Consider the following 18139-nt stretch of genomic DNA (forward strand, 5'->3'; position numbering starts at 1 on the left):
ACCGCACCGCACCGCACCGCACCGCACCGCACCGCACCGCACCGCACCGCACCGCACCGCACCGCACCGCACCGCACCGCACCGCACCGCACCGGCGGAGTGTGTCAGCCGGCCGCCGGCCAGTCCCAGCCGAGCTGCAAGAACATCCCGAGCCGATCGCTGACCGCCCGCAGCTCGGAGATCTTCCCGTCGCGCAAGGTCAGAATCCAGATCTGCTCCACTTCGCATGACCGGCCGGTGGGCTCCGGCATCCGGGGGTGGTATCCGGTGTGCGTCCCGCGGACCAGCAGCCGGGCCACCACCGTGTCACCCTCGGCGATGAGCTGTTGCGGGAACATCCCGCCCGCGCCGAACGCCTCCAGCTGTTGCCGGAACGCCTCGAACGCCGCTCCCGGCCGGTCCTCCTCGCCGAAGATCACCTTGTTGTGGTCCACCACGTCGTCGGCCATGTACTTGGGCCAGTCCTCGATCCGACGCTCGTTCACGGCCGCGAAGAAGTCCTCCACCACCTGCTTGTTCGCGCTCATGGCCAGCCCCCTCATTCTTACGCCGTAAATTTCCCGCCCCCAGAGTAGTCTTACGCCATAAGAAGCCGCAACCCCCAAAATCCGGAAGGCAGGCCCGTGGCCGCAAAACGCCGGCGTGGTGAGCGCGCCGGGTTGACCCGGGCGCAGGTGCTCGACGCCGCCCTCGAGCTGGTCGACCGCGTCGGGCTGAGTGGGTTGACCATGCGCGCGCTGGGTGCGGCCCTGGACGTCGAGGCGATGACCCTGTACCACTACGTCCCGAACAAGGACGCCCTGGTCGACGGGCTGGTCGAGCACGTCTTCACGGCCGCCACGCCGGCCGCGCCGGGCGATGACTGGCGTGAGCACCTGCGCACGTATGCGCACGAGTTGCGCACGCTGCTGCTCGAGCACCCCGGCGTCCTGCCCGCGATCGTGCGGCCGGCCGCCACTCCGGCGACGCTGGACGCGGTCGAGACGGGGCTGCGGGTGCTGACGGACGCGGGCTTCCGGCTCGGCACCGCCCTCGACGTCATCAACGCCTTGACGCTGTTCGTGATCAGTCATACCGCGGCCGAGGTCGCGATCGGGGAGGCGGCGGCCCCGGCGCTGGATGCGGAGCGTCACCCGCTCCTGCTGGCCGCCGCGACCTCGGGGGACGGCGGCGACGACTTCACGCGGTTCGCGTTCGCGGTGGAGGCCCTGCTGACGGGGTTTGACGCAGCCCGCTGAACACGATGTCCAGCGTCCGCCGACGCAGGTCGGGCGAGCCGGTCAGTGCCGTTTGCGTGACGCCGGCCAGCAGCGCCATCACCGCGTCGATGCGCAGCGAAGAGCGCAGCTCACCCGCGGCCTGACCCTGTTCGAGCAGGCGTTGCGCGGCCGCGGTGAGGGTGCCCAGCGGGCCGGCCAGGGGTACCTCGACCGCCAGTAGCTCGACCACGGTCCGGTTCGCGGCGGTCCGCTCGACGATCAGCTCGAAGAACGCCGCCAGACCGCCCGGTCGCCCGTCGAGGTCGGCCGCGGCCGTGGTGAGCTCGTCCAGGAGCCGCTTGAGCAGCGCCCGCAGCAGGTCGTCCTTGGTCGGGAAATGCCGGAACACGGTGCCGATCGCCACCCCGGCCCGCCGGGCCACCTCCTCGGTGGACGCTTTCGCTCCGCCTTCGGCGAACACCGTGTCGGCCGCGGCCAGGATGCGCGCCCGGTTGCGCTGCGCGTCCGCGCGCATCGGTCTGGACAAGATGAGTCTCCACTCATTATTTTAAGCTGAGTTGGTACTCATCTTAGGAGGCGCTGCACCATGGACGGCACCCCGCGCGAGTTGTTCGACCGCATGGCGAACGAGTGGCTGACCCGGCCGACGGAGGTGACGGGCGATCAGTTCGCCGACGACGTCGTCATCGAGATGCCGTTCGCACCACCGGGTGCGCGCAACCGGTTCGCGAGCAAGCAGGATTTCCTGGACTTCGCCCGGCCGCAGCGGGCCGCCTTCCCGGCCCGCATCGACGAGTGCCGGGTGATCGCGGTGCACGACACCGCCGACCCGGGGACGATCGTCGTGGAGTACGAACTGTCCGGCGTCGCGCACAAGGACGGCGCCCGGTCCGCGGCCGCCTTCGTGCTCGTGCTGACCGCCCGGGCCGGAAAGATCACGCACTGGCGGGAGTATCAGGATGTCGCCGCTATGCGGCGTGCCCTCGCTTGAGCCGTAGCCAGTATTCTTTTCGGCGCCAATGCCTTCGAAGAAGGAGCCGAAGTGAGCGAGACGCTGGAGTTCCAGGCCGAGACGCGGCAGCTGCTGCAGTTGATGGTCCACTCGATCTACTCGAACAAGGACATCTTCCTGCGCGAGCTGATCTCGAATGCCTCCGACGCGCTGGACAAGCTGCGCCTGGAATCGCTGGTGAACAAGGAGCTGGACGTCGACACCAGCGATCTGCACATTCAACTGGAGATCGACAAGGATCAGCGAACTCTCACCGTCCGGGACAACGGCGTCGGCATGTCGCACGACGAAGTCGTCTCACTCATCGGCACGATCGCCAAGTCGGGCACCGCGGAACTGCTCAAGCAGCTGCGCGAATCGGCCGAGCAGGAGGGGCGGGCAGAGCTGATCGGGCAGTTCGGCGTCGGCTTCTACTCGACGTTCATGGTCGCCGACAAGGTGACGCTGGTGACCCGGCGGGCCGGGGAGAGCCAGGGCACGCGATGGGAGTCCGCGGGCGAGGGCACATATGAGATCGAGACCCTCGACGAGGCGCCGCAGGGCACCACGGTCACGCTGCACCTCAAGCCCGAGGACAGCGAGGACCAGCTCTTCGACTACACCGCGGAGTGGAAGGTCCGCGAGATCGTCAAGAAGTACTCCGACTTCATCGCCTGGCCCATCCGCCTGGCCCCGGCCAAAGACGCCAAAGACACAAAGGACAAAGACACAGAAGACTCCGGGGGTACTGCTGCCGCGGAGGCCGAGACCCCGGCGCCGCTGAACTCGATGAAGGCGCTCTGGGCCCGGCCGCGCAGCGAGGTCGCCCAGGAGGAGTACAACGAGTTCTACAAGCACGTGAGCCACGACTGGACCGACCCGCTCGAGACCATTCACATGAAGGGCGAGGGCACCTTCGAATACGAGGCCCTGCTCTTCATCCCGGCCCGCGCGCCGTTCGACCTCTTCATGCGCGACGGGCACCGGGGCGTCCAGTTGTACGTCAAGCGCGTCTTCATCATGGACGACTGCGAGGCGCTCACCCCGCGATACCTGCGCTTCGTGAAGGGTGTCGTCGACGCGCACGACCTCTCGCTCAACATCTCCCGCGAGATCCTGCAGCAGGACCGTCAGATCCAGGTCGTGCAGCGGCGCCTGGTGAAGAAGGTGCTCTCGACGCTCAAGGATCTGCCCGCCGAGCAGTACTCCACGTTCTGGAACGAGTTCGGCCGCGCGCTCAAGGAAGGTCTCCTCGACGACACCGACAACCGCGAGACGCTGCTCGATCTGCTGCGCCTCCCGTCGACCCATTCGCCGGACGAGCCGACTTCGCTGCGCGACTATGTGGAGCGCATGAAGGAGGGCCAGACCGACATCTACTACATGACCGGTGAGAGCCGCGCGACGGTCGAGCACTCGCCGCATCTCGAGGCGTTTCTGGCCAAGGGATACGAGGTGCTCATCCTCACGGACCCGGTCGACGAGGTGTGGGTCGAACAGGTCACGCAGTACGACGGGAAGAATTTGCAGTCCGTTGCGAAGGGTCAGGTCGACCTGGGCGCGGAAGAAGTCCCCGCGGAGCGCACCGAGGAGTTCGCGCCCCTGCTTTCGTGGATGAGCACGGCGCTGGAGGCGGACGTCAAGGAGGTCCGCCTTTCCACGCGGCTGACGACGTCGGCGGCGTGCATTGTCGGCGACGCCCACGACATCACGCCGACACTCGAGAAGATGTACCGCGCCATGGGCCAGGAAATGCCGCACACCAAGCGCATTCTGGAGCTCAATCCCGAGCACGCGCTCGTGACCGGGCTGCGTGACGCGTTCACGGCCGACGCCTCGTCGCCGGCGCTCGGCGAGACCGCGGAACTGCTCTACGGCATGGCGTTGCTGGCCGAGGGCGGCGAGCTCACCGACCCGTCCCGCTTCACCCGGCTGCTCGCCGACCGGCTGGCCCGTTCGCTGTGAGCCTGCCGGTGCGGACCGCCGTCCTCGTCCTGGTGGACGGGGACGGCGCGGTGCTCGGGGAGCTGCCGCCGTTCGACGCGCGGATCCCCTTCTGGCCCGAGACCGAGGACCTGGTCGACGGGGCGCGCGCGTTCGGCGCCGAGATCAGCGTGCTGCGGTTCCTCGGCGCGGACGGGCCGGGGCCCGTCGGGGGCGTGGTGACCTACCTCGCGCAGCTCGAACATGGCGCTCCAGAACTCGCGCCGACCTCGTTCCGCCTGGAGCCGCATCCGCTCCGGGCGCCCTACGCGGAAGTGGGCGGGCCGGCGGCCTCGCTCGCCTGGGCGCGCGATGAACTCGTGCGGGCGGGTTACAGTACCCCCGCGAAGGCTGTGCAAAGAAAAACTTGGAACTTGTCCGGCCTTTGGCGGCTCGAAACGGATCGCGGAACGGTCTGGCTCAAGCATCTGCCGCCGTTCCTGAAGGCCGAGAGCGAGGTTCTGGCCTGGCTCAACTCGGTCGCGCCAGGTTCGGCGCCGCCATTGATATCCGCCGATGGTAATGGTCGGCAGTTGATCGGCCATCTGCCGGGCGAGGACGGGTTCGGCGCACCCGCGGCCGCGCGGTACGGCATGGCGGATCTGCTGCACGGGCTGCAGCGGCGCGCCGTCGAGGACGTGGATGCCCTGGCCGCGCGGGGTGTGCGGGACCGTCGTGGCCCGCTGCTGGCCGATCAGATGGTCGCGGCCGCGCTGCCCTGGCTCGAGGAGATCCCCGGCCTGGAGGCGTTGCTGGACTCACTGCCCGAGCGGTTCGCCGAGCTCGCGGCGTGCGGGCTGCCCGACACGCTCGTCCATGCCGACTTCCACCCCGGCAATGTGCGATTTTCCGCATCGGTACCGCCGGCCGCGCTCGACTGGGGTGACTCGTTTCTCGGCCATCCGGGCTTCGACGTGCTGAGTCTGAGCGGAGGGCTCGCCCCGCCGGACGAGGTGGCGCTCGTCGAGCACTGGGCCGCGCTCTGGCGGCAGGTCGTGCCGGGCAGCGACCCGGTGCGGGCGGTGGACCTGCTGCGACCCCTGTCCCCGTTGTACGGCGCCCTCATCTACAGCACCTTCGTGGAGAACATCGAGCCGAGCGAGTGGCCCTATCACGCCGAAGACGTCCCGCGCTGCCTCAAATTGGCGGTTGACCAGGGCTGACAATTTTTTGTCGTACCCATGCGATACAACTTCTGGCGTCGGGGACACCCGATCATCGCAGATGCTGGAGGTTGATGGTCTTGAGCGTCGAAACGCGCTCGACGGCGGTTGTCATACCGCCCGTACAGCCCCGCAAACTGGCCAAGGTTCCGTTCGTCGAGCTGACCGACGGCCGGCTGCAGGGCGTGGTGTCGAGCGGATCGGACATCGAGCGGGTCTACGTCTCCTCGATCGGCGCGGGCAACCACGGGCTGAGCTGTAGTACCAACAACAACCGGCCGTGCGGCGGCCTGCGCGGGTCCTATCCCTGCAAACATCTGCAGGCGCTGCTCGACGAGGCCGAGCTGCAATACGGGCGCGAGCGGGTGGCGCGTTACCTGCGCATCGAGATCGACGAGAGCACGTCCCTGCTGCACGGGCTCAAGCCGCACCACGAGCCGTCCCCGGCCGCGACCGTGTTCAGCGGGTTCCTGCGCCACCTGGCCTATCTGGAGCTGCCGGGCAGCGACGAGCCGATCCCGGAGCTGCACTGGTTCCCGTCTGTTTCGCCGTCTGTCTCGCCCGCGGGGGAGCACTGATGCTGACCGAGCTCTTCACCGGCGACGACGGCGTCGCCGACGCGCTCGCGGCCGCCGGCGCCGTCGATGACGGCCTGCTGCACGGGTTCGCGCGCCTCGACGAGGACCGGGCGGCCGCCCTGACCGCGCTGGCCGGGGCGTTCGCGGGCAGCCCGCTGCGCGAGCCGGTCGCCGAGGCGGTCGACAAGATCGTGGCCGGCTCCGTCGCCGACGAGCACCTCTTCGCCCTCGCCGCCGCCCGCATCGCGCTCTTCGGCGCGGTCCACGACGCGCTGCTGGCCCGGGCCGACGCCGCGCTGGGCCGCACCCGGGCCGACTGGGCGGGTTCGCTCGAAAACGGGGACCGCCTGAATGTCCTCGCCGGCGCCCGGTCCTGGCTGCGCGAGCTCGCGATCACCGGCTGGCGGGGTGTCGACCACGACCTCGTCGCCGCGTCCGGTCAGGCCGTCGAGGCGGCGCTCGCCGAGCCGGAGCTGCGGCGCCTCGGGGTGCTGCTCGACGGGCTCGCCGCGGAGCTGCGGGCCGGGAGCCCGATCGCGACGATGGCGCACGTGCCCGTCCGGCGCTGGGCCGATCTGTGGAGCCGTGCCCTGCTGCTGGCGCGCGGACCTCAGCGGGTCGCCCTGGAGGGGACGGTCACCGGGCGGCTGTTCCCGCTCGGCGTCGACGTCCACGAGCACCCGACCGCGGTGCAGGTGCAGGTCCACGGCGTCCTCGAGGCCGGCGGCACGACCCGGCTGGTGCGGGCCAGCGTCTCCGCGGCGAAGGTCGACACGATCGTCGGGCCCGCGATCTGGCGCCTCCTGGACGGGCATCCGATGCTGCTGACCGCGCTGGCCGAGCACCGCGCCCTCGACCTCACCGACATGCCGCTGCTCTCCGGCGGCGATCTGATCTGGCGCGACGCGCAGGCCAAACCGGGCGAGGAGGCCGACCCGTTCACCACCGCCCGCGTGCACCTCGCGGCCGCGACCGCGCCGGCCACCCCGCCGTTGGAGCGGCACCCGGCCCGCATCGCCGAGCCGGTCCTGGTCGAGGACGTCTCGGCGGTCGCGCTCGACACGACCCGGCTGCCGGCCTGCGGGCCGCTGACCCCGGCGACGGTCACCGCCGCGACCGCCGGCATCGGGCTGCTGCGCTGGGACGACGGCACGTGGACGGTGCAGCCGCTGGGCGTGCAGACCACCGTCAAGAAGAAGGCGGTCGCCGTGCACACCGCCGACTGGGCGCTCGGGCCGACCGACGCCAAGCTGGCCAAGGCGGCCGGCGAGGCGGTCGAGGTGCTGCGCGAGCGGGCCGGAAGGTTGCTGCGCAAATGACTGACGTCTCGGATTCGACATCAGACGAGAACCGGCGGCAGGTTCTCTACTGGCGGATGCTCGGCCGTCTCTTCGAGGCTGACGAGCAGATGGCGCTGGAGTCGGCCAGTGTCGCGATCGTCGACGACATCGGCCTTCCGCCCGCGCTGCTCGACCCCGGTGTGTCCGTCGACAACCTGGTGCAGCGCCACCCCGAGCTCGCGGCCGAGTTCGAGGGGCTGATGGCGGCGGATGTCGCCGCCACCGACGGGCTCGAGGTGCGGCGGGCCGCGCTGGTGTCGAAGCTGCTCATCAATGTCTTCAACACCGGGCACGGCAATGTCAGCGCCACCCAGCTCGCCAACTGGCAGGCCGACGCCGGCTGGTTCGAGAAGGCGCTCGGGATGGACCCGGGCGAGCTGCGGGGCAAGCCCAACGCCGGTGGGCTCGGCGGGGTCCTGGGCGGCATCGAGGGCGACCTGATCAAGCGGATGCACCTGCGGGAGGTGCTCGCCAACCCGGCGCTGGCCAAGCAGCTGACCCCGAGCATGTCGCTGATCGAGCAGCTGCTGCGGGACAAGAGCAACCTGTCCGGCGTGGCCCTCGCCAACGCCAAGGCGCTGATCCGCAAGTTCGTCGACGAGGTGGCCGCGGTCCTGCGCACGCAGGTGCAGCAGACCAGCGTCGGCGAGATCGACCGGTCGGTGCCGCCGAAGCGGGTGTTCCGCAACCTCGACATCGAGCGCACGATCTGGAAGAACCTGACCAACTGGAGCCCCGAGGACGAGCGGCTCTACGTCGACCGGCTCTTCTACAAGCAGACCGCGAAGCGGACCACGCCGGCGAAGCTGATCGTCGTCGTCGACCAGTCCGGCTCGATGGTCAACGCGATGGTCAACTGCACGATCCTGGCCTCGATCTTCGCCGGGCTGCCGAAGGTCGACGTGCACCTGATCGCGTATGACACGCGGGCGCTGGACCTGACGCCGTGGGTGCACGACCCGTTCGAGGTGCTGCTGCGCACCAAGCTCGGCGGCGGCAACGACGGGCCGGTCGCGATGGCCATGGCCCAGCCGAAGATCACCGACCCGCGCAACACGGTGATGGTCTGGATCTCCGACTTCTACGAGTTCGACCGCTCCCAGCCGCTCTTCGACATGATCCAGTCGGTCTACCGCTCGGGCGTGAAGTTCATCCCCGTCGGCTCGGTCGGCAGCGGCGGCGAGCAGAGCGTCAACCCGTGGTTCCGTCAGCGCTTCAAGGACCTGGGCACGCCGGTGCTGTCCGGCCACGTCCGCAAGCTCGTGTCCGAGCTCAAAAGCTTCCTCGCATAGGAGACCCCTCATGACTGAAATGCTTCGCGCCCCCGCCGAGGTCAAATACGCCGAGGAGCTCGACTGGCTGGAGTCGATCGACGACGGGCCCAAGCCGTTCTCGTGGCGGCTCAGCCCGCGGATGGTCCGGCTGTTCGTGCTCGGTTCCGAGCGGGCCGACGGCCTCGACCGGGAGGTCTCGCAAAAGTGGTTCGGCGACCGCAGCTTCGTCGAGCGCAGCATCGTGACCCTGGCCTCCGACCGCGGTCTGCTGCTCATCGGCGACCCCGGCACCGGCAAGAGCTGGCTGGCCGAGCTGCTCGCGGCGGCCATCTCGCGCAACTCGACGCTCGTGGTGCAGGGCACGGCCGGCACGACCGAGGACCACATCAAGTACTCCTGGAACGTCTCGATGGTCATCGCCAAGGGCCAGTCCCGGGCCTCGATGATCCCGTCGCCGATCATGACGGCGATGGAGCGGGGTGTCATCGGGCGGTTCGAGGAGCTGACCCGGTCGACCAGCGACGTGCAGGACGCGCTGATCTCGATCCTGTCGGAGAAGTACGTGTCGATCCCCGAGCTGGAGGACGACAACATCGTCTTCGCCCAGCCCGGCTTCTCCATCATCGCCACCGCCAACAGCCGCGACCGGGGCGTCAACGATTTGTCCTCGGCCCTCAAGCGGCGGTTCAACTTCGTGCGGATCCCGGTGGTGACCAACAAGAAGAGCGAGGCCGAGATCGTCCGGTTCCGCACCACGGAGCTGCTGCACCGGCACCAGATCGAGCTCGACGTGCCGCCCAACCTGCTCGACATCCTGCTGCAAAGCTTCGCCGACCTGCGGGCCGCGGCGTCGTCGGCGACGAGTGACGACGAGAAGCTCGAGTCGGCGCTGTCGACGGCCGAGCAGATCGGTGTGCTGGAGGACGCGATTCTGCACAGCACGTTCTTCGGCGATCGCAGCCTGAAGGCCGAGACGCTCGCCGGGTCGCTGGTCGGGTCCCTGGCCCGGCGCAGCCCCGAGGACCTGGCGATCCTGAACAAGTACTGGCACGGCGTGGTCGAGCCGCGCAGCAAGGAGGACGGCGGGGAGTGGCCGGCGTTCCTCGAGGGCGGCCGCCAGGCGATCGCCACCCTGTCATGATCTTCGACGACCTGCGGACGCAGTTGGTCGGCGCCGCCACGGCGCTGACCGACCGCGGCGCGGTGCCCGAGATCCTGGCCGGGATCGTCGACGACGTCGACCGGGCGCTGCGCGAGGAGCTGGAGATCTTCCCGGTCTGCCACCACTCGCCGGCCTCCGGGCTGGCCATGGTCCGCCGCCTGCGCGAGAAGCAGCCGAAGGTCATCTACCTGGAGCTGTGCGAGGACCTCGGCCCGCTGCTGACCGAGCTGCGCAACTGCCGGCTGCCGGTCGCGTTGCAGGCGTTCGCGTCGCAGCTGGACGGGTTCCCGCAGGAGTGGGGGCCGCTGAGCATCGTCGCGCCGATCACCGAGGCGTCGGCGGAATACCAGGCGATCGCCTATGCCCTGGAGACGCCCGGGGTCGAGCTCGTCCTCGTCGACCGCTCCACGGATCACGTCTTCCAGTGGGAGCCACGCTCGTCAGCGGACACCGCCGCGGCGGGGGACGCCGAAGAGGCCGAGGACACCGACCTGCACGGCGACGCGGTCGGCATCGAGATCGGTGACCTGCGCCCGCGCTTCGCCGAGCTCGAGGAGCACCTGCTGCACCACGGCAAGGTGCGGCACTGGTCGGAGTGGTGGGACCAATACGTCGAGCAGCCCCTCGCCGGGGCCGACTACGAGACCTACCGGCAGGTCATGGTGCTCATCGGCAGCCTGTTCCGGCGGCTCGCACCGTCCGGCACCCGGCGGCTCAGCGTCGACGAGGACCGGGAGCGATACATGTGGACCCGGATGCGCGAGCACCTGGCCCGCACCGGTGTCGACAAGGCCGACTGCCTCTACGTCTGCGGCGCCTTCCACGCGGCCAGCCGGGTCGCGGAGTTCGGCACCGCGGACGGTGTCCCGGACTTCGAGATCAGCCCGCGCTCGGAGACGAAGTGGCTCTACGGGCTGATCCCGTCCAGCCATTCGGCGATCGAGGCACAGTTCGGGCTGGCCTCGGGCTCGGTGTCGATCGCCGCCGCCACCTGGCAGAAGGCCCTCGCCCGGACCCGGCTCACACCGTTTCAGCTGGAGGGGCAGAAGGGCAGCCGCAAGCGCAAGAACGTCGCGGCGGCCTCGACGGCGGTGGTCCCCGAGCCGGTCGCCGACAAGCTGACCGGGTTCCTGGCCAGCCCGCCGACGCTGGACGGGCTCGACGAGGACGAGCTGCTCGGCTGGTGCGTCGACATCGTGCGCCTGGCGCGGCGCAACGGCTACCTGTCCAGCACCGCCGACGCGATCGCCGTGTTCGAGACGTCGATCCTGCTGGCCGGGATGCGCAACCGGGCCCGGCCGACGCCGTACGACTTCCAGGACGCCGCGGTCACCTGCATCGAGAAGGACGCCGTGCCGGGGCGGCGCGATGTGCGGCGGCTCTGCGAGATCCTGCTCGGCGGGGACCGGGTCGGGCAGGTCGGCTACGAGGCGCTGCCGCCGCTGGCCCGGGACGTCTACGACCGGCTGTCCCCGATCGGGCTGGACCTGACCAAATCCACCGTCCAGCGGGCCCTGCTCGACCTGGCCGGCAATCCCGCGCTCGGGCCGGCCTCGCACCTGTTGTGGATGCTGCGATACCTGCTGCCGGAGGGGGCCGTCCGGCCGATCATGGGCAGCCGGCGGCTCGGCGAGAAGTCCATCCAGGAGAGCTGGGACCTCTCGATCGGCAAGCACCAGCGTTACATCATCGAGCTCGGCTACGAGGGTGTGACCGTCGAGCAGGTCGTGGAGCAGCGGCTGCGTCGATCGGTGTGGGCGGCCGACGCCACGGCCGCGGTCGCGCTGCGGGCCGTCGAGGACTCGATCCTGTTCCTCGGCAGCCGCCGCTTCACCGACGAGCTCGGCGCCCGCGCGGTCGAGCTGCTCGCGGCCGAGCGCACGGTCGACGAAGCCCCGGAGGTCCTCAAGCGCATCCGCCGGCTGCTTGCCCACTACCGCGCCACCGAGCCCAACCTGCCGGCCTGGGCCGAGTCCTTCGTCACCGCCGGCTACGCGCACTACTGCACGCTGCTGCCCACCGCCTTCGTCGACGACGAGACGGGCGTGCGGCAGGTCGCGGCCATGCTCGGCTTCCTGTTCACCATGGAGGGCCTGGCGCTGGCGCTCGGGTGCGACCGGGCCCAGCTGGAGATCGCCGTCCGCCAGTCGCACCCGGAGAGCCCGGCGAAGCTGGCGCTGCTCTGGTCGGCCAACCACCAGCTCGGTCTGCTGCCCCTGGCCGACCTGCGGGCCCGCGGTGCCGAGCTGCTGGGCAACCCGCTGGTCGTGCCGGCGGTGCCGCAGTATCTGAGCGGGTTCATCCAGGCCCTCGACCCGGTGCCGAAGCTGACCCCGTTCGTGGTCGAGTTCATGTCCAACGCGTTCGGCAAGCTGCCCGACCCGGTCCTGCTGCCGTGGCTGCCGACGCTGATCACGACGCTGCGGGAGCAGGCGGCCGAGCTCGTCCCGGTCCTGATCCGCGAGGCGGGCCGGACGTTCCCGGGGACGCTGGCGGCGGTGGACTCGTTCGTGCCGCCGTGGCGGGCTTCGCGTGCGCCGGCCGGCACTGCGGGCGCGGCCTCAGGTCCGGCGGCGTCCGGTCTGGCCGCATCGGGTCTGGCCGCGTCGGCGGCGGCCGGTCTGGTCGGCGGGTTCCTGGCCACGCACCCGGCGACGACTGACGCATTGGCTTCGGCGCTGGGTCTACCGGTAGCCTGGCAGCCCATCACCTCCACGCCGGCCGTCGGCGGGCCGTTGCCATTGCCTTTGCTGGCAACGCATCCCGTGACGGTGGACGCGCTGGCCGCTGTGCTCGCCGTTCCGGTCTAGGCCGTATCGGAGCGGCGCGCCGGGCCCCCGACGACACGTTCGCCGGGGGCCCGGCCCCTTGCACTCGCAACACCTCGCACCCTGCGCTCGGCACATCCCGCACCCGCGCTCGCCACACCTCGCCGCCTGCGCTCGGCCAGCCCGCGCCCGCCACCGCCCCGCACCCTGCGCTCGGCACACCTCACCGCCTGCGCTCGGCCAGCCCGCGCCCGCCACCGCCCCGCACCCGCGCTCGGCACACCTCGCCGCCTGCACTCGGCCGAGCCGCGCCCGCCACCGCCCCGCACCCTGAGCTCGGCACATCCCGCACCCGCGCTCGCCACACCTCGCCGCCTGCGCTCGGCCGACCCTCGCTCGCCACTGCCCCGCACCGTCTTTGCGGCGGTGGCGTCTGGCTGAGTGCGGCGGGGGTTGATGGCTGTGCTTAGCGTGGGGGCATGGACTCGTCGGTGATCGTGGGCGGGCTCGCCTGTATCGGCGTTGCCCTGGCGCTGCTCATCACAGCGGCCGTGGTGTCGCGGCGGCGGGAGCGGCAGCGGCGGGAGCGGCTCGAGGTTTGGGCGGTGCGCAACCGGTGGCAGTACATTGCGCGGCCGGCCAACGAGTGGTGGCGGCGACTGCCCGGGCACAACAAGCGTGGGGTGAGCCTGGCGCTCAGCGGGGTCATCGGAGGGCGGGCGGTTTCCGTCGGCGAATACTCGTACACGACGACGAGCACCTCCCCCGGGCCGGACGGCAGCACCTCCACCAGTAGCCAGACACACCACTTCGTCGTCTGGGTCGTGCAGGTCCGGGGATCGTGGCCGGAGCTCTCGGTGCACCGGCGCGGGGCCATGTCGCGGTTCGGGCGGACACTGTTCGGGGACCGGGCCACGGCGCTCGGGTATGAGCCGTTCGACAGCGCGTTTCGGGTCCGGGCGGCCCGGCCCGAGATGGTGCGGGGCGTGTTCGGGCGGGAACTGGTGGCCGAGCAGCTGTCGGGGCGGGTGCCGGAGTGGAGCCTGCACGGGAGCGAGCTGCTGGTGGTGGAGAGCGGGCGGCTGGCCGAGCCCGACGGAATTCCCGCCCGGCTCGGCCCGCTGGTCCGGATCGCCGACCTGATCGAACACCCGCGTTAACGGGCCGCCCGGCCGTTGCCACCGGGCTGAGCTTCATCGCCAGGTCGAGCTTGGTCGCCGTTTTGCGCGTTACCGCCGTTTGGGCTCCGTCGGCGCTTGGAGCTTTCGCCGTGCTGAGCTTCGTCGCCTCTTGCGCTTGCGCCGTGCTGAGCTTCGTCGCCTTTTGCGCTTGCGCCGTGCTGAGCTTTGTCAGCGTTGGCGCTTTATCTGTGTTTGGGGCTTTTGTCGGCGGTTCAGAGCGTCTGGAGGAACTCGGCCAGCGTCGTGGTGGGGCGGCCGATGAGGCGGCTCAGGTCGCCGGTCACCACGTCCAAGGAGCCGTGCTCGATGGTCGCGTCGACCTCGGCCAGGACGCGGGCGAACCCGGCCGGGACGCCGAAGCTCTCCAGCGCGGCCGCGTAGTCGTCGACGGGCAGGTTGCGGTAGACGACCGGCTTGCCGAAGCGTTCCGCGATCGCGGCCGCCAGCTCGCTGAGCGTGATGGCCCGGTCCCCGCCCAGCTCGTACGCCTTGCCGTCGTGCCCAGCGGTGGTCGCGACGACGGCGGCGGCCGCGGCGTAGTCGGCCCGGGTCGCGGCGGCGATGCGGCCGTCACCCGCGGCGCCGAGCACCGCGCCGTGCTCGAGCGTGCCGGCCAGGTTGCCGGTGTAGTTCTCGAAGTACCAGTTGTTGCGCAGGAACGTGTACGGGATGCCGGACGCCTTGATGAACTCCTCGGTCGCCTTGTGCTCGGGTGCGAGCGGGATCGAGTTGGTGTCGGCGAGCGTGATGCTCGTGTACACGATCCGGCCGACCTTCGCCTCGACGGCCGCGTCGACGACGGCGCGGTGCTGGGCGGTGCGCTTGCCGGCCTCGCTCGCGGACACGAACACGAGGGTGTCGGTGCCGGCGAACGCGTCCACCAGCGTCTCGGGGCGGTCGTAGTCGCCCAGGCGGGCCTCGACGCCGCTGATGGCCTCGGGCCGCCGGGCGACCGCGCGCACGTCCTGTCCCTGCAGCTCACGCAGGATCAGCTGGCCAAGGTGCCCGGTCGCGCCGGTTACGGTGATCGTCATTTCTGAATCGTATGCACTAACTTTCAGAAAGTGCAACCCCATCGAAAGTGCTACCGGTGAGTTATCGTGGTCTCATGTCCAGGGACCCGTCGGTGTTCGACGTGTTCGCGCGCAACTGCACGTCACGGCCGGTGATGGAGAACATCAGCGGCCGCTGGGGCGGGCTGACCCTCGCCGCGCTGCTCGAGGGCACGCACCGCTTCAACGAGCTGCGCCGCCGCGTGGACGGGGTCAGCGAGAAGATGCTGTCGCAAACCCTGCACGCCCTCGAGCGTGACGGTCTGGTGGTGCGGGAGGTACGCAGCGCGATCCCGCCCCGGGTCGAATACAGCCTGACCGACGCCGGGACCAGGATCGCCACCAAGCTCGTCGAGCTCATCGAGCTCATCGAGGCCGAGATGCCACAGATCACGGTCGCGCAGGAGCAATACGACCAAGCGAAGTCTGATTAAGGCAAATCTCGCGGTTGTACTGCGAATGCGGCGCCCATGAACACGAGTGCGTAGGCACCGAGTACCGCCGCGGCGGTGCCCTGGCTCAGGCCCGCGTCCATGCCGCCCAGGGACATCGCCGCCCGGAACGGCAGCCACCGGGCCGCGTCCTGGCCGACCAGTTCGGCCGCGACCCCCTCGATCAGGGCCAGCCAGGCCAGCGCGCCCGCGATCGCACCGACCTGGCTGCGGACCAGCGCGCCGAGACCGACGCCGATCGCGGCGAACAGCGCGTTCCAGGCCACGATCCCGGCCAGCACCTTGAACGGCACGTTGTCGGCGATGATCGTGACGGTCAGGGCGCCGACAAGCCCGAAGCCGGCCCCGACGAGGGTGTACAACGCGAATTTGCGCAGCAGCACCACCGTACGACCGGGAGTTGCGAGGTAGGTATCGGCGATGGTGCGGTGGCGGTACTCCCCCGCCATAGCCATGATCCCGAGCATGAGCGGGAACAGCGCGGCGAGCCCGGCGTGGGCCGCGGCCCCGACGGCGTCCTCGGGGTGCTTGGCGACCCGGCTCCCGGCCCCGGCCACCACCAGCGCGAGGGCAGCTACGAGCAGGAGCCACGGTGTCCGTACCGTCGTGAGTTTCCGGATTTCAGCCCGCATGACCCGCCCCCGTCACCGCAAGAAATGTCCTCTCCAGATCCGGCTCGACCGGGCCGGCGTGCCGGAGCTGTCCATTGTGGACGATGACGATCTGGTCCGCGGTCTGCGCCACCTCGGCCAGAACGTGACTGGCGACGAGCACGGTCCGCCCCTCCGCCGCCCGGCGCCGCAGGAGCGCCCGCAGCCAGGCCATGCCCGCGGGGTCCAGGCCGTTCGCGGGCTCGTCGAGCACCAGCAGCCCCGGGTCGCCGAGCAGCGCACCGGCCAGCCCCAGGCGCTGCCGCATGCCGAGCGAATAGGTACGGATTTTCTGTCCGGCGGCTGCGGTCAGGCCGACCTCATCGAGTACCCCCTCGACTCGGGCTTCTGCGAGATTGGCCTCGTCGGCCAGGATCCGCAGGTGGTCACGGCCGCGGCGGCCCGGATGAAAACCGTTGGCCTCCAGCAGCGCGCCGACCGTGCGGCGGGGGTTCGGCAACTGCGCGTAGCGGCGGCCGTCGATGAGCGCGGCACCGGCCGTGGGCCGGGCCAGCCCCACCAGCATGCGCAGCGTGGTCGTCTTGCCGGCCCCGTTCGGGCCCAGGAAGCCGGTCACCGCGCCGGCCGGAACGTCGAAGGAGAGGGCGTCGACGGCGGTCCGATCGCCGTACCGCTTGGTGAGCCCCCGTACCTGAACCTCTGTCATGCCGACGACTCTCGGCGCTTCCCGGTGTGAAGTCGTCGTCCGGCCGCGGCATCCGGAATACCGCGGCCGTGGGACGTTTTTGTCGTACCCCGGGAGTACGGTCACGGACATGAGGATGGACCTGGTCATCGGGCTCGTCGTGGCGATCGTGGCGCTGGTCACGACCCACGGCTCGCCGACCGGCCTCCCCCTCGAGCCCGCGACCCTGACCGCAGTGATCGTCGCGTGCGGCGCCCTGGCCCTGCGCCGCCGCCACCCGCTGGCCGTGTTCCTGGTGAGCTCCATCGCGGCCGAGGTCTACCTGGTCCTCAACCACAGCAGCACCAACGGCGCCCTGATCCTGACGGCCCCGCTGATCGCCCTCTACACGGTGGCCGAGTCCCACGTCCGCCGCCGCGCCCTGATCATCGGCGTCCTGGCCGTGCTCGCGTTCGCCGGCCTGCACATGCTGGTCAAGCCGGCCTCGTGGCTGGGCGTGGAGAACCTGGCCCTGGCCGCACTCGGCGGCCTGGCGGTCGCGGCCGGGGACGGCGCCCGCAGCCGCCGCGAATACCTGGCCGAGGTGGAGGCCCGAGCCAGCCGTGCCGAGCAGGACCGCGAGGCCGAAGCCCGGCGCCGGATCACCGAGGAGCGACTGCGGATCGCCCGCGACCTGCACGACGCGGTGGGCCACCAGCTGGCGCTGATCACCGTCCAGGCCGGTGTGGCCGCCCACCTGCTCGAGGGGCAGCCCGCGCGGGCCCGGGAGGCGCTGTCCAACGTGCGCAGCGCGGGCCGGACGGCACTGTCGGAGCTGACCGAGACGATCGGCCTGTTACGCCGCCCCGGGGACCCGCTCGTGCCGGTGGAGCCGCTGCCGGGGCTGACCGGGCTGCCGGAGTTACTGGTCTCGCATCGGAGCGCCGGGCAGTCGATCACGATCGCGTCCACCGCGGAGCGCGCCCTCCCGGCACCGGTGGATCTGACGGCTTATCGGGTGGTGCAGGAGGCGCTGACCAACGCCTGCAAACACGCCCCCGCCGCGCCCGTGCAGGTGTCGCTGGACTACGAGCCGGCCGCGCTGCGGATCCGCGTCTCCAACGCTGCGCCACCGACGCCGGCATCAGCATCGGCGGCGGCGACGCTGGCGGCGGCGAGCGCCGGGCGGGCTGGGCTCGGGCTTGGGCTCGTCGGGATGCGGGAGCGGGTTGTGGCGCTGGGCGGGAGCTTGGAGGCGGGGCCGCGACCTGACGGCGGGTTCCGCGTCGAGGTCGTCTTGCCGGCCCCGTCCGACGGGGCGAGCCCATGAACCCGCCGATCTGGGTGGCCACCGGGCGAGCTGGGCTCGGACCTGGTCTTGTCGGGATTGCGGGTCGGCAGTGCGGTTCTGCGTCGAGCCGTCATTCCGGCCGTGGACGAGATGGGGTCGTGAACTCGCCGCCGCTCCACGTCAGCATTGGGCGGGTGGGCTCGAAAGTGGGCTGGACGCTGCGCGGAGCGGGCTGTGGCGCTGGGTGGCAGCTTGGTGGCGGGCCGCGACCGGACGGCGGGTTCCGCGTCGAGGTCGTCTTGCCGGCCTCGTCCGACGGGGCGAGCCAATGAACCCGCCGGTCTGGGCGGCCACCGGGCAAGCTGGCCTTGGACGGAGTGCCCATGAGGTCGCCGATTCGAGTGGGCAC

The 18139-nt window shown here is 70.6% G+C and carries 17 protein-coding genes; 12 read left to right on the top strand and 5 right to left on the bottom strand.

Annotated features, from left to right (window positions below):
• Positions 1 to 104: 104 nt before the first annotated feature.
• Positions 105 to 527: an ester cyclase gene (locus tag ACIA8L_RS49275; protein WP_395916113.1), complete on the bottom strand. Its 423-nt coding sequence runs from the start codon at positions 525 to 527 to the stop codon at positions 105 to 107.
• Positions 528 to 659: 132 nt separating this feature from the next.
• Here ACIA8L_RS49275 and ACIA8L_RS49280 point away from each other — a divergent pair, with 132 nt between their 5' ends.
• The gene (locus ACIA8L_RS49280; RefSeq protein WP_395916115.1) at positions 660 to 1238 is read left to right on the top strand and encodes a TetR/AcrR family transcriptional regulator C-terminal domain-containing protein; all 579 of its coding nucleotides are present in this window, start codon (positions 660 to 662) and stop codon (positions 1236 to 1238) included.
• Here the strand turns inward: ACIA8L_RS49280 and ACIA8L_RS49285 are convergent.
• On the bottom strand, positions 1180 to 1746 hold the full coding sequence (locus ACIA8L_RS49285; protein WP_395916117.1) for a TetR family transcriptional regulator: 567 nt from the start codon (positions 1744 to 1746) through the stop codon (positions 1180 to 1182). The genes ACIA8L_RS49280 and ACIA8L_RS49285 overlap by 59 nt on opposite strands.
• A 60-nt stretch (positions 1747 to 1806) precedes the next feature.
• Here ACIA8L_RS49285 and ACIA8L_RS49290 point away from each other — a divergent pair, with 60 nt between their 5' ends.
• The 9 genes from ACIA8L_RS49290 (at position 1807) to ACIA8L_RS49330 (ending at position 13639) form a co-directional block, all read left to right on the top strand.
• Positions 1807 to 2211: a nuclear transport factor 2 family protein gene (locus ACIA8L_RS49290; protein ID WP_395916118.1), complete on the top strand. Its 405-nt coding sequence runs from the start codon at positions 1807 to 1809 to the stop codon at positions 2209 to 2211.
• Positions 2212 to 2313: 102 nt separating this feature from the next.
• Positions 2314 to 4176 carry a molecular chaperone HtpG gene (htpG, locus tag ACIA8L_RS49295; RefSeq protein ID WP_395916377.1) on the top strand — a complete coding sequence of 621 codons (1863 nt, stop codon included), beginning with the start codon at positions 2314 to 2316 and terminating at the stop codon, positions 4174 to 4176.
• Positions 4173 to 5357, top strand: coding sequence for an aminoglycoside phosphotransferase family protein (locus ACIA8L_RS49300; protein WP_395916120.1), 1185 nt, complete (start codon positions 4173 to 4175; stop codon positions 5355 to 5357). The genes htpG and ACIA8L_RS49300 overlap by 4 nt, the downstream gene beginning before the upstream one ends.
• A gap of 74 nt (positions 5358 to 5431) precedes the next feature.
• Positions 5432 to 5935, top strand: a complete 504-nt coding sequence (locus ACIA8L_RS49305) for a hypothetical protein (protein WP_395916121.1) — start codon at positions 5432 to 5434, stop codon at positions 5933 to 5935.
• Positions 5935 to 7254, top strand: coding sequence for a hypothetical protein (locus tag ACIA8L_RS49310; RefSeq protein WP_395916123.1), 1320 nt, complete (start codon positions 5935 to 5937; stop codon positions 7252 to 7254). Before ACIA8L_RS49305 ends, ACIA8L_RS49310 begins: the two co-directional genes overlap by 1 nt.
• Positions 7251 to 8567, top strand: a complete 1317-nt coding sequence (locus tag ACIA8L_RS49315; RefSeq protein ID WP_395916125.1) for a VWA domain-containing protein — start codon at positions 7251 to 7253, stop codon at positions 8565 to 8567. The genes ACIA8L_RS49310 and ACIA8L_RS49315 overlap by 4 nt, the downstream gene beginning before the upstream one ends.
• Before the next feature lie 10 nt (positions 8568 to 8577).
• Complete coding sequence (locus ACIA8L_RS49320; protein WP_395916127.1) at positions 8578 to 9690, top strand: AAA family ATPase; 1113 nt, start codon at positions 8578 to 8580, stop codon at positions 9688 to 9690.
• Positions 9687 to 12521 carry a DUF5682 family protein gene (locus tag ACIA8L_RS49325; RefSeq protein ID WP_395916128.1) on the top strand — a complete coding sequence of 945 codons (2835 nt, stop codon included), beginning with the start codon at positions 9687 to 9689 and terminating at the stop codon, positions 12519 to 12521. Before ACIA8L_RS49320 ends, ACIA8L_RS49325 begins: the two co-directional genes overlap by 4 nt.
• Before the next feature lie 437 nt (positions 12522 to 12958).
• Positions 12959 to 13639 (top strand): hypothetical protein, encoded by a 681-nt coding sequence (locus tag ACIA8L_RS49330; protein ID WP_395916130.1) that lies wholly within the window; start codon positions 12959 to 12961, stop codon positions 13637 to 13639.
• A gap of 233 nt (positions 13640 to 13872) precedes the next feature.
• On the opposite strand, the gene ACIA8L_RS49335 is transcribed toward ACIA8L_RS49330, so the two are convergent.
• Complete coding sequence (locus ACIA8L_RS49335) at positions 13873 to 14694, bottom strand: SDR family oxidoreductase (protein ID WP_395916132.1); 822 nt, start codon at positions 14692 to 14694, stop codon at positions 13873 to 13875.
• 74 nt (positions 14695 to 14768) lie between these two features.
• Here ACIA8L_RS49335 and ACIA8L_RS49340 point away from each other — a divergent pair, with 74 nt between their 5' ends.
• Complete coding sequence (locus ACIA8L_RS49340; protein ID WP_395916134.1) at positions 14769 to 15146, top strand: winged helix-turn-helix transcriptional regulator; 378 nt, start codon at positions 14769 to 14771, stop codon at positions 15144 to 15146.
• Here the strand turns inward: ACIA8L_RS49340 and ACIA8L_RS49345 are convergent.
• Both ACIA8L_RS49345 and ACIA8L_RS49350 read right to left on the bottom strand, forming a co-directional pair.
• Positions 15143 to 15796: a hypothetical protein gene (locus tag ACIA8L_RS49345; protein WP_395916136.1), complete on the bottom strand. Its 654-nt coding sequence runs from the start codon at positions 15794 to 15796 to the stop codon at positions 15143 to 15145. The two genes, ACIA8L_RS49340 and ACIA8L_RS49345, sit on opposite strands and share 4 nt — an antisense overlap.
• Positions 15786 to 16481: an ATP-binding cassette domain-containing protein gene (locus ACIA8L_RS49350; protein WP_395916138.1), complete on the bottom strand. Its 696-nt coding sequence runs from the start codon at positions 16479 to 16481 to the stop codon at positions 15786 to 15788. The genes ACIA8L_RS49345 and ACIA8L_RS49350 overlap by 11 nt, the downstream gene beginning before the upstream one ends.
• A gap of 109 nt (positions 16482 to 16590) precedes the next feature.
• On the opposite strand from ACIA8L_RS49350, the gene ACIA8L_RS49355 reads away from it, so the two are divergent.
• Positions 16591 to 17769 (top strand): sensor histidine kinase, encoded by a 1179-nt coding sequence (locus tag ACIA8L_RS49355; protein WP_395916140.1) that lies wholly within the window; start codon positions 16591 to 16593, stop codon positions 17767 to 17769.
• The last annotated feature ends 370 nt before the right edge of the window (positions 17770 to 18139 follow it).

It is taken from the genome of Dactylosporangium sp. NPDC051541 (assembly GCF_044454505.1).
Classification (GTDB): domain Bacteria; phylum Actinomycetota; class Actinomycetes; order Mycobacteriales; family Micromonosporaceae; genus Dactylosporangium.

Coding starts and splice junctions, on each gene's coding strand:
- ACIA8L_RS49275 (WP_395916113.1), bottom strand. CDS start 527: ATGAGCGCGAACAAGCAGGTGGTGGAGGACTTCTTCGCGGCCGTGAAC.
- ACIA8L_RS49290 (WP_395916118.1), top strand. CDS start 1,807: ATGGACGGCACCCCGCGCGAGTTGTTCGACCGCATGGCGAACGAGTGG.
- htpG (WP_395916377.1), top strand. CDS start 2,314: ATGGTCCACTCGATCTACTCGAACAAGGACATCTTCCTGCGCGAGCTG.
- ACIA8L_RS49305 (WP_395916121.1), top strand. CDS start 5,432: ATGGTCTTGAGCGTCGAAACGCGCTCGACGGCGGTTGTCATACCGCCC.
- ACIA8L_RS49310 (WP_395916123.1), top strand. CDS start 5,935: ATGCTGACCGAGCTCTTCACCGGCGACGACGGCGTCGCCGACGCGCTC.
- ACIA8L_RS49315 (WP_395916125.1), top strand. CDS start 7,251: ATGACTGACGTCTCGGATTCGACATCAGACGAGAACCGGCGGCAGGTT.
- ACIA8L_RS49320 (WP_395916127.1), top strand. CDS start 8,578: ATGACTGAAATGCTTCGCGCCCCCGCCGAGGTCAAATACGCCGAGGAG.
- ACIA8L_RS49325 (WP_395916128.1), top strand. CDS start 9,687: ATGATCTTCGACGACCTGCGGACGCAGTTGGTCGGCGCCGCCACGGCG.
- ACIA8L_RS49330 (WP_395916130.1), top strand. CDS start 12,959: ATGGACTCGTCGGTGATCGTGGGCGGGCTCGCCTGTATCGGCGTTGCC.
- ACIA8L_RS49335 (WP_395916132.1), bottom strand. CDS start 14,694: ATGACGATCACCGTAACCGGCGCGACCGGGCACCTTGGCCAGCTGATC.
- ACIA8L_RS49340 (WP_395916134.1), top strand. CDS start 14,769: ATGTCCAGGGACCCGTCGGTGTTCGACGTGTTCGCGCGCAACTGCACG.
- ACIA8L_RS49345 (WP_395916136.1), bottom strand. CDS start 15,796: ATGCGGGCTGAAATCCGGAAACTCACGACGGTACGGACACCGTGGCTC.
- ACIA8L_RS49350 (WP_395916138.1), bottom strand. CDS start 16,481: ATGACAGAGGTTCAGGTACGGGGGCTCACCAAGCGGTACGGCGATCGG.
- ACIA8L_RS49355 (WP_395916140.1), top strand. CDS start 16,591: ATGAGGATGGACCTGGTCATCGGGCTCGTCGTGGCGATCGTGGCGCTG.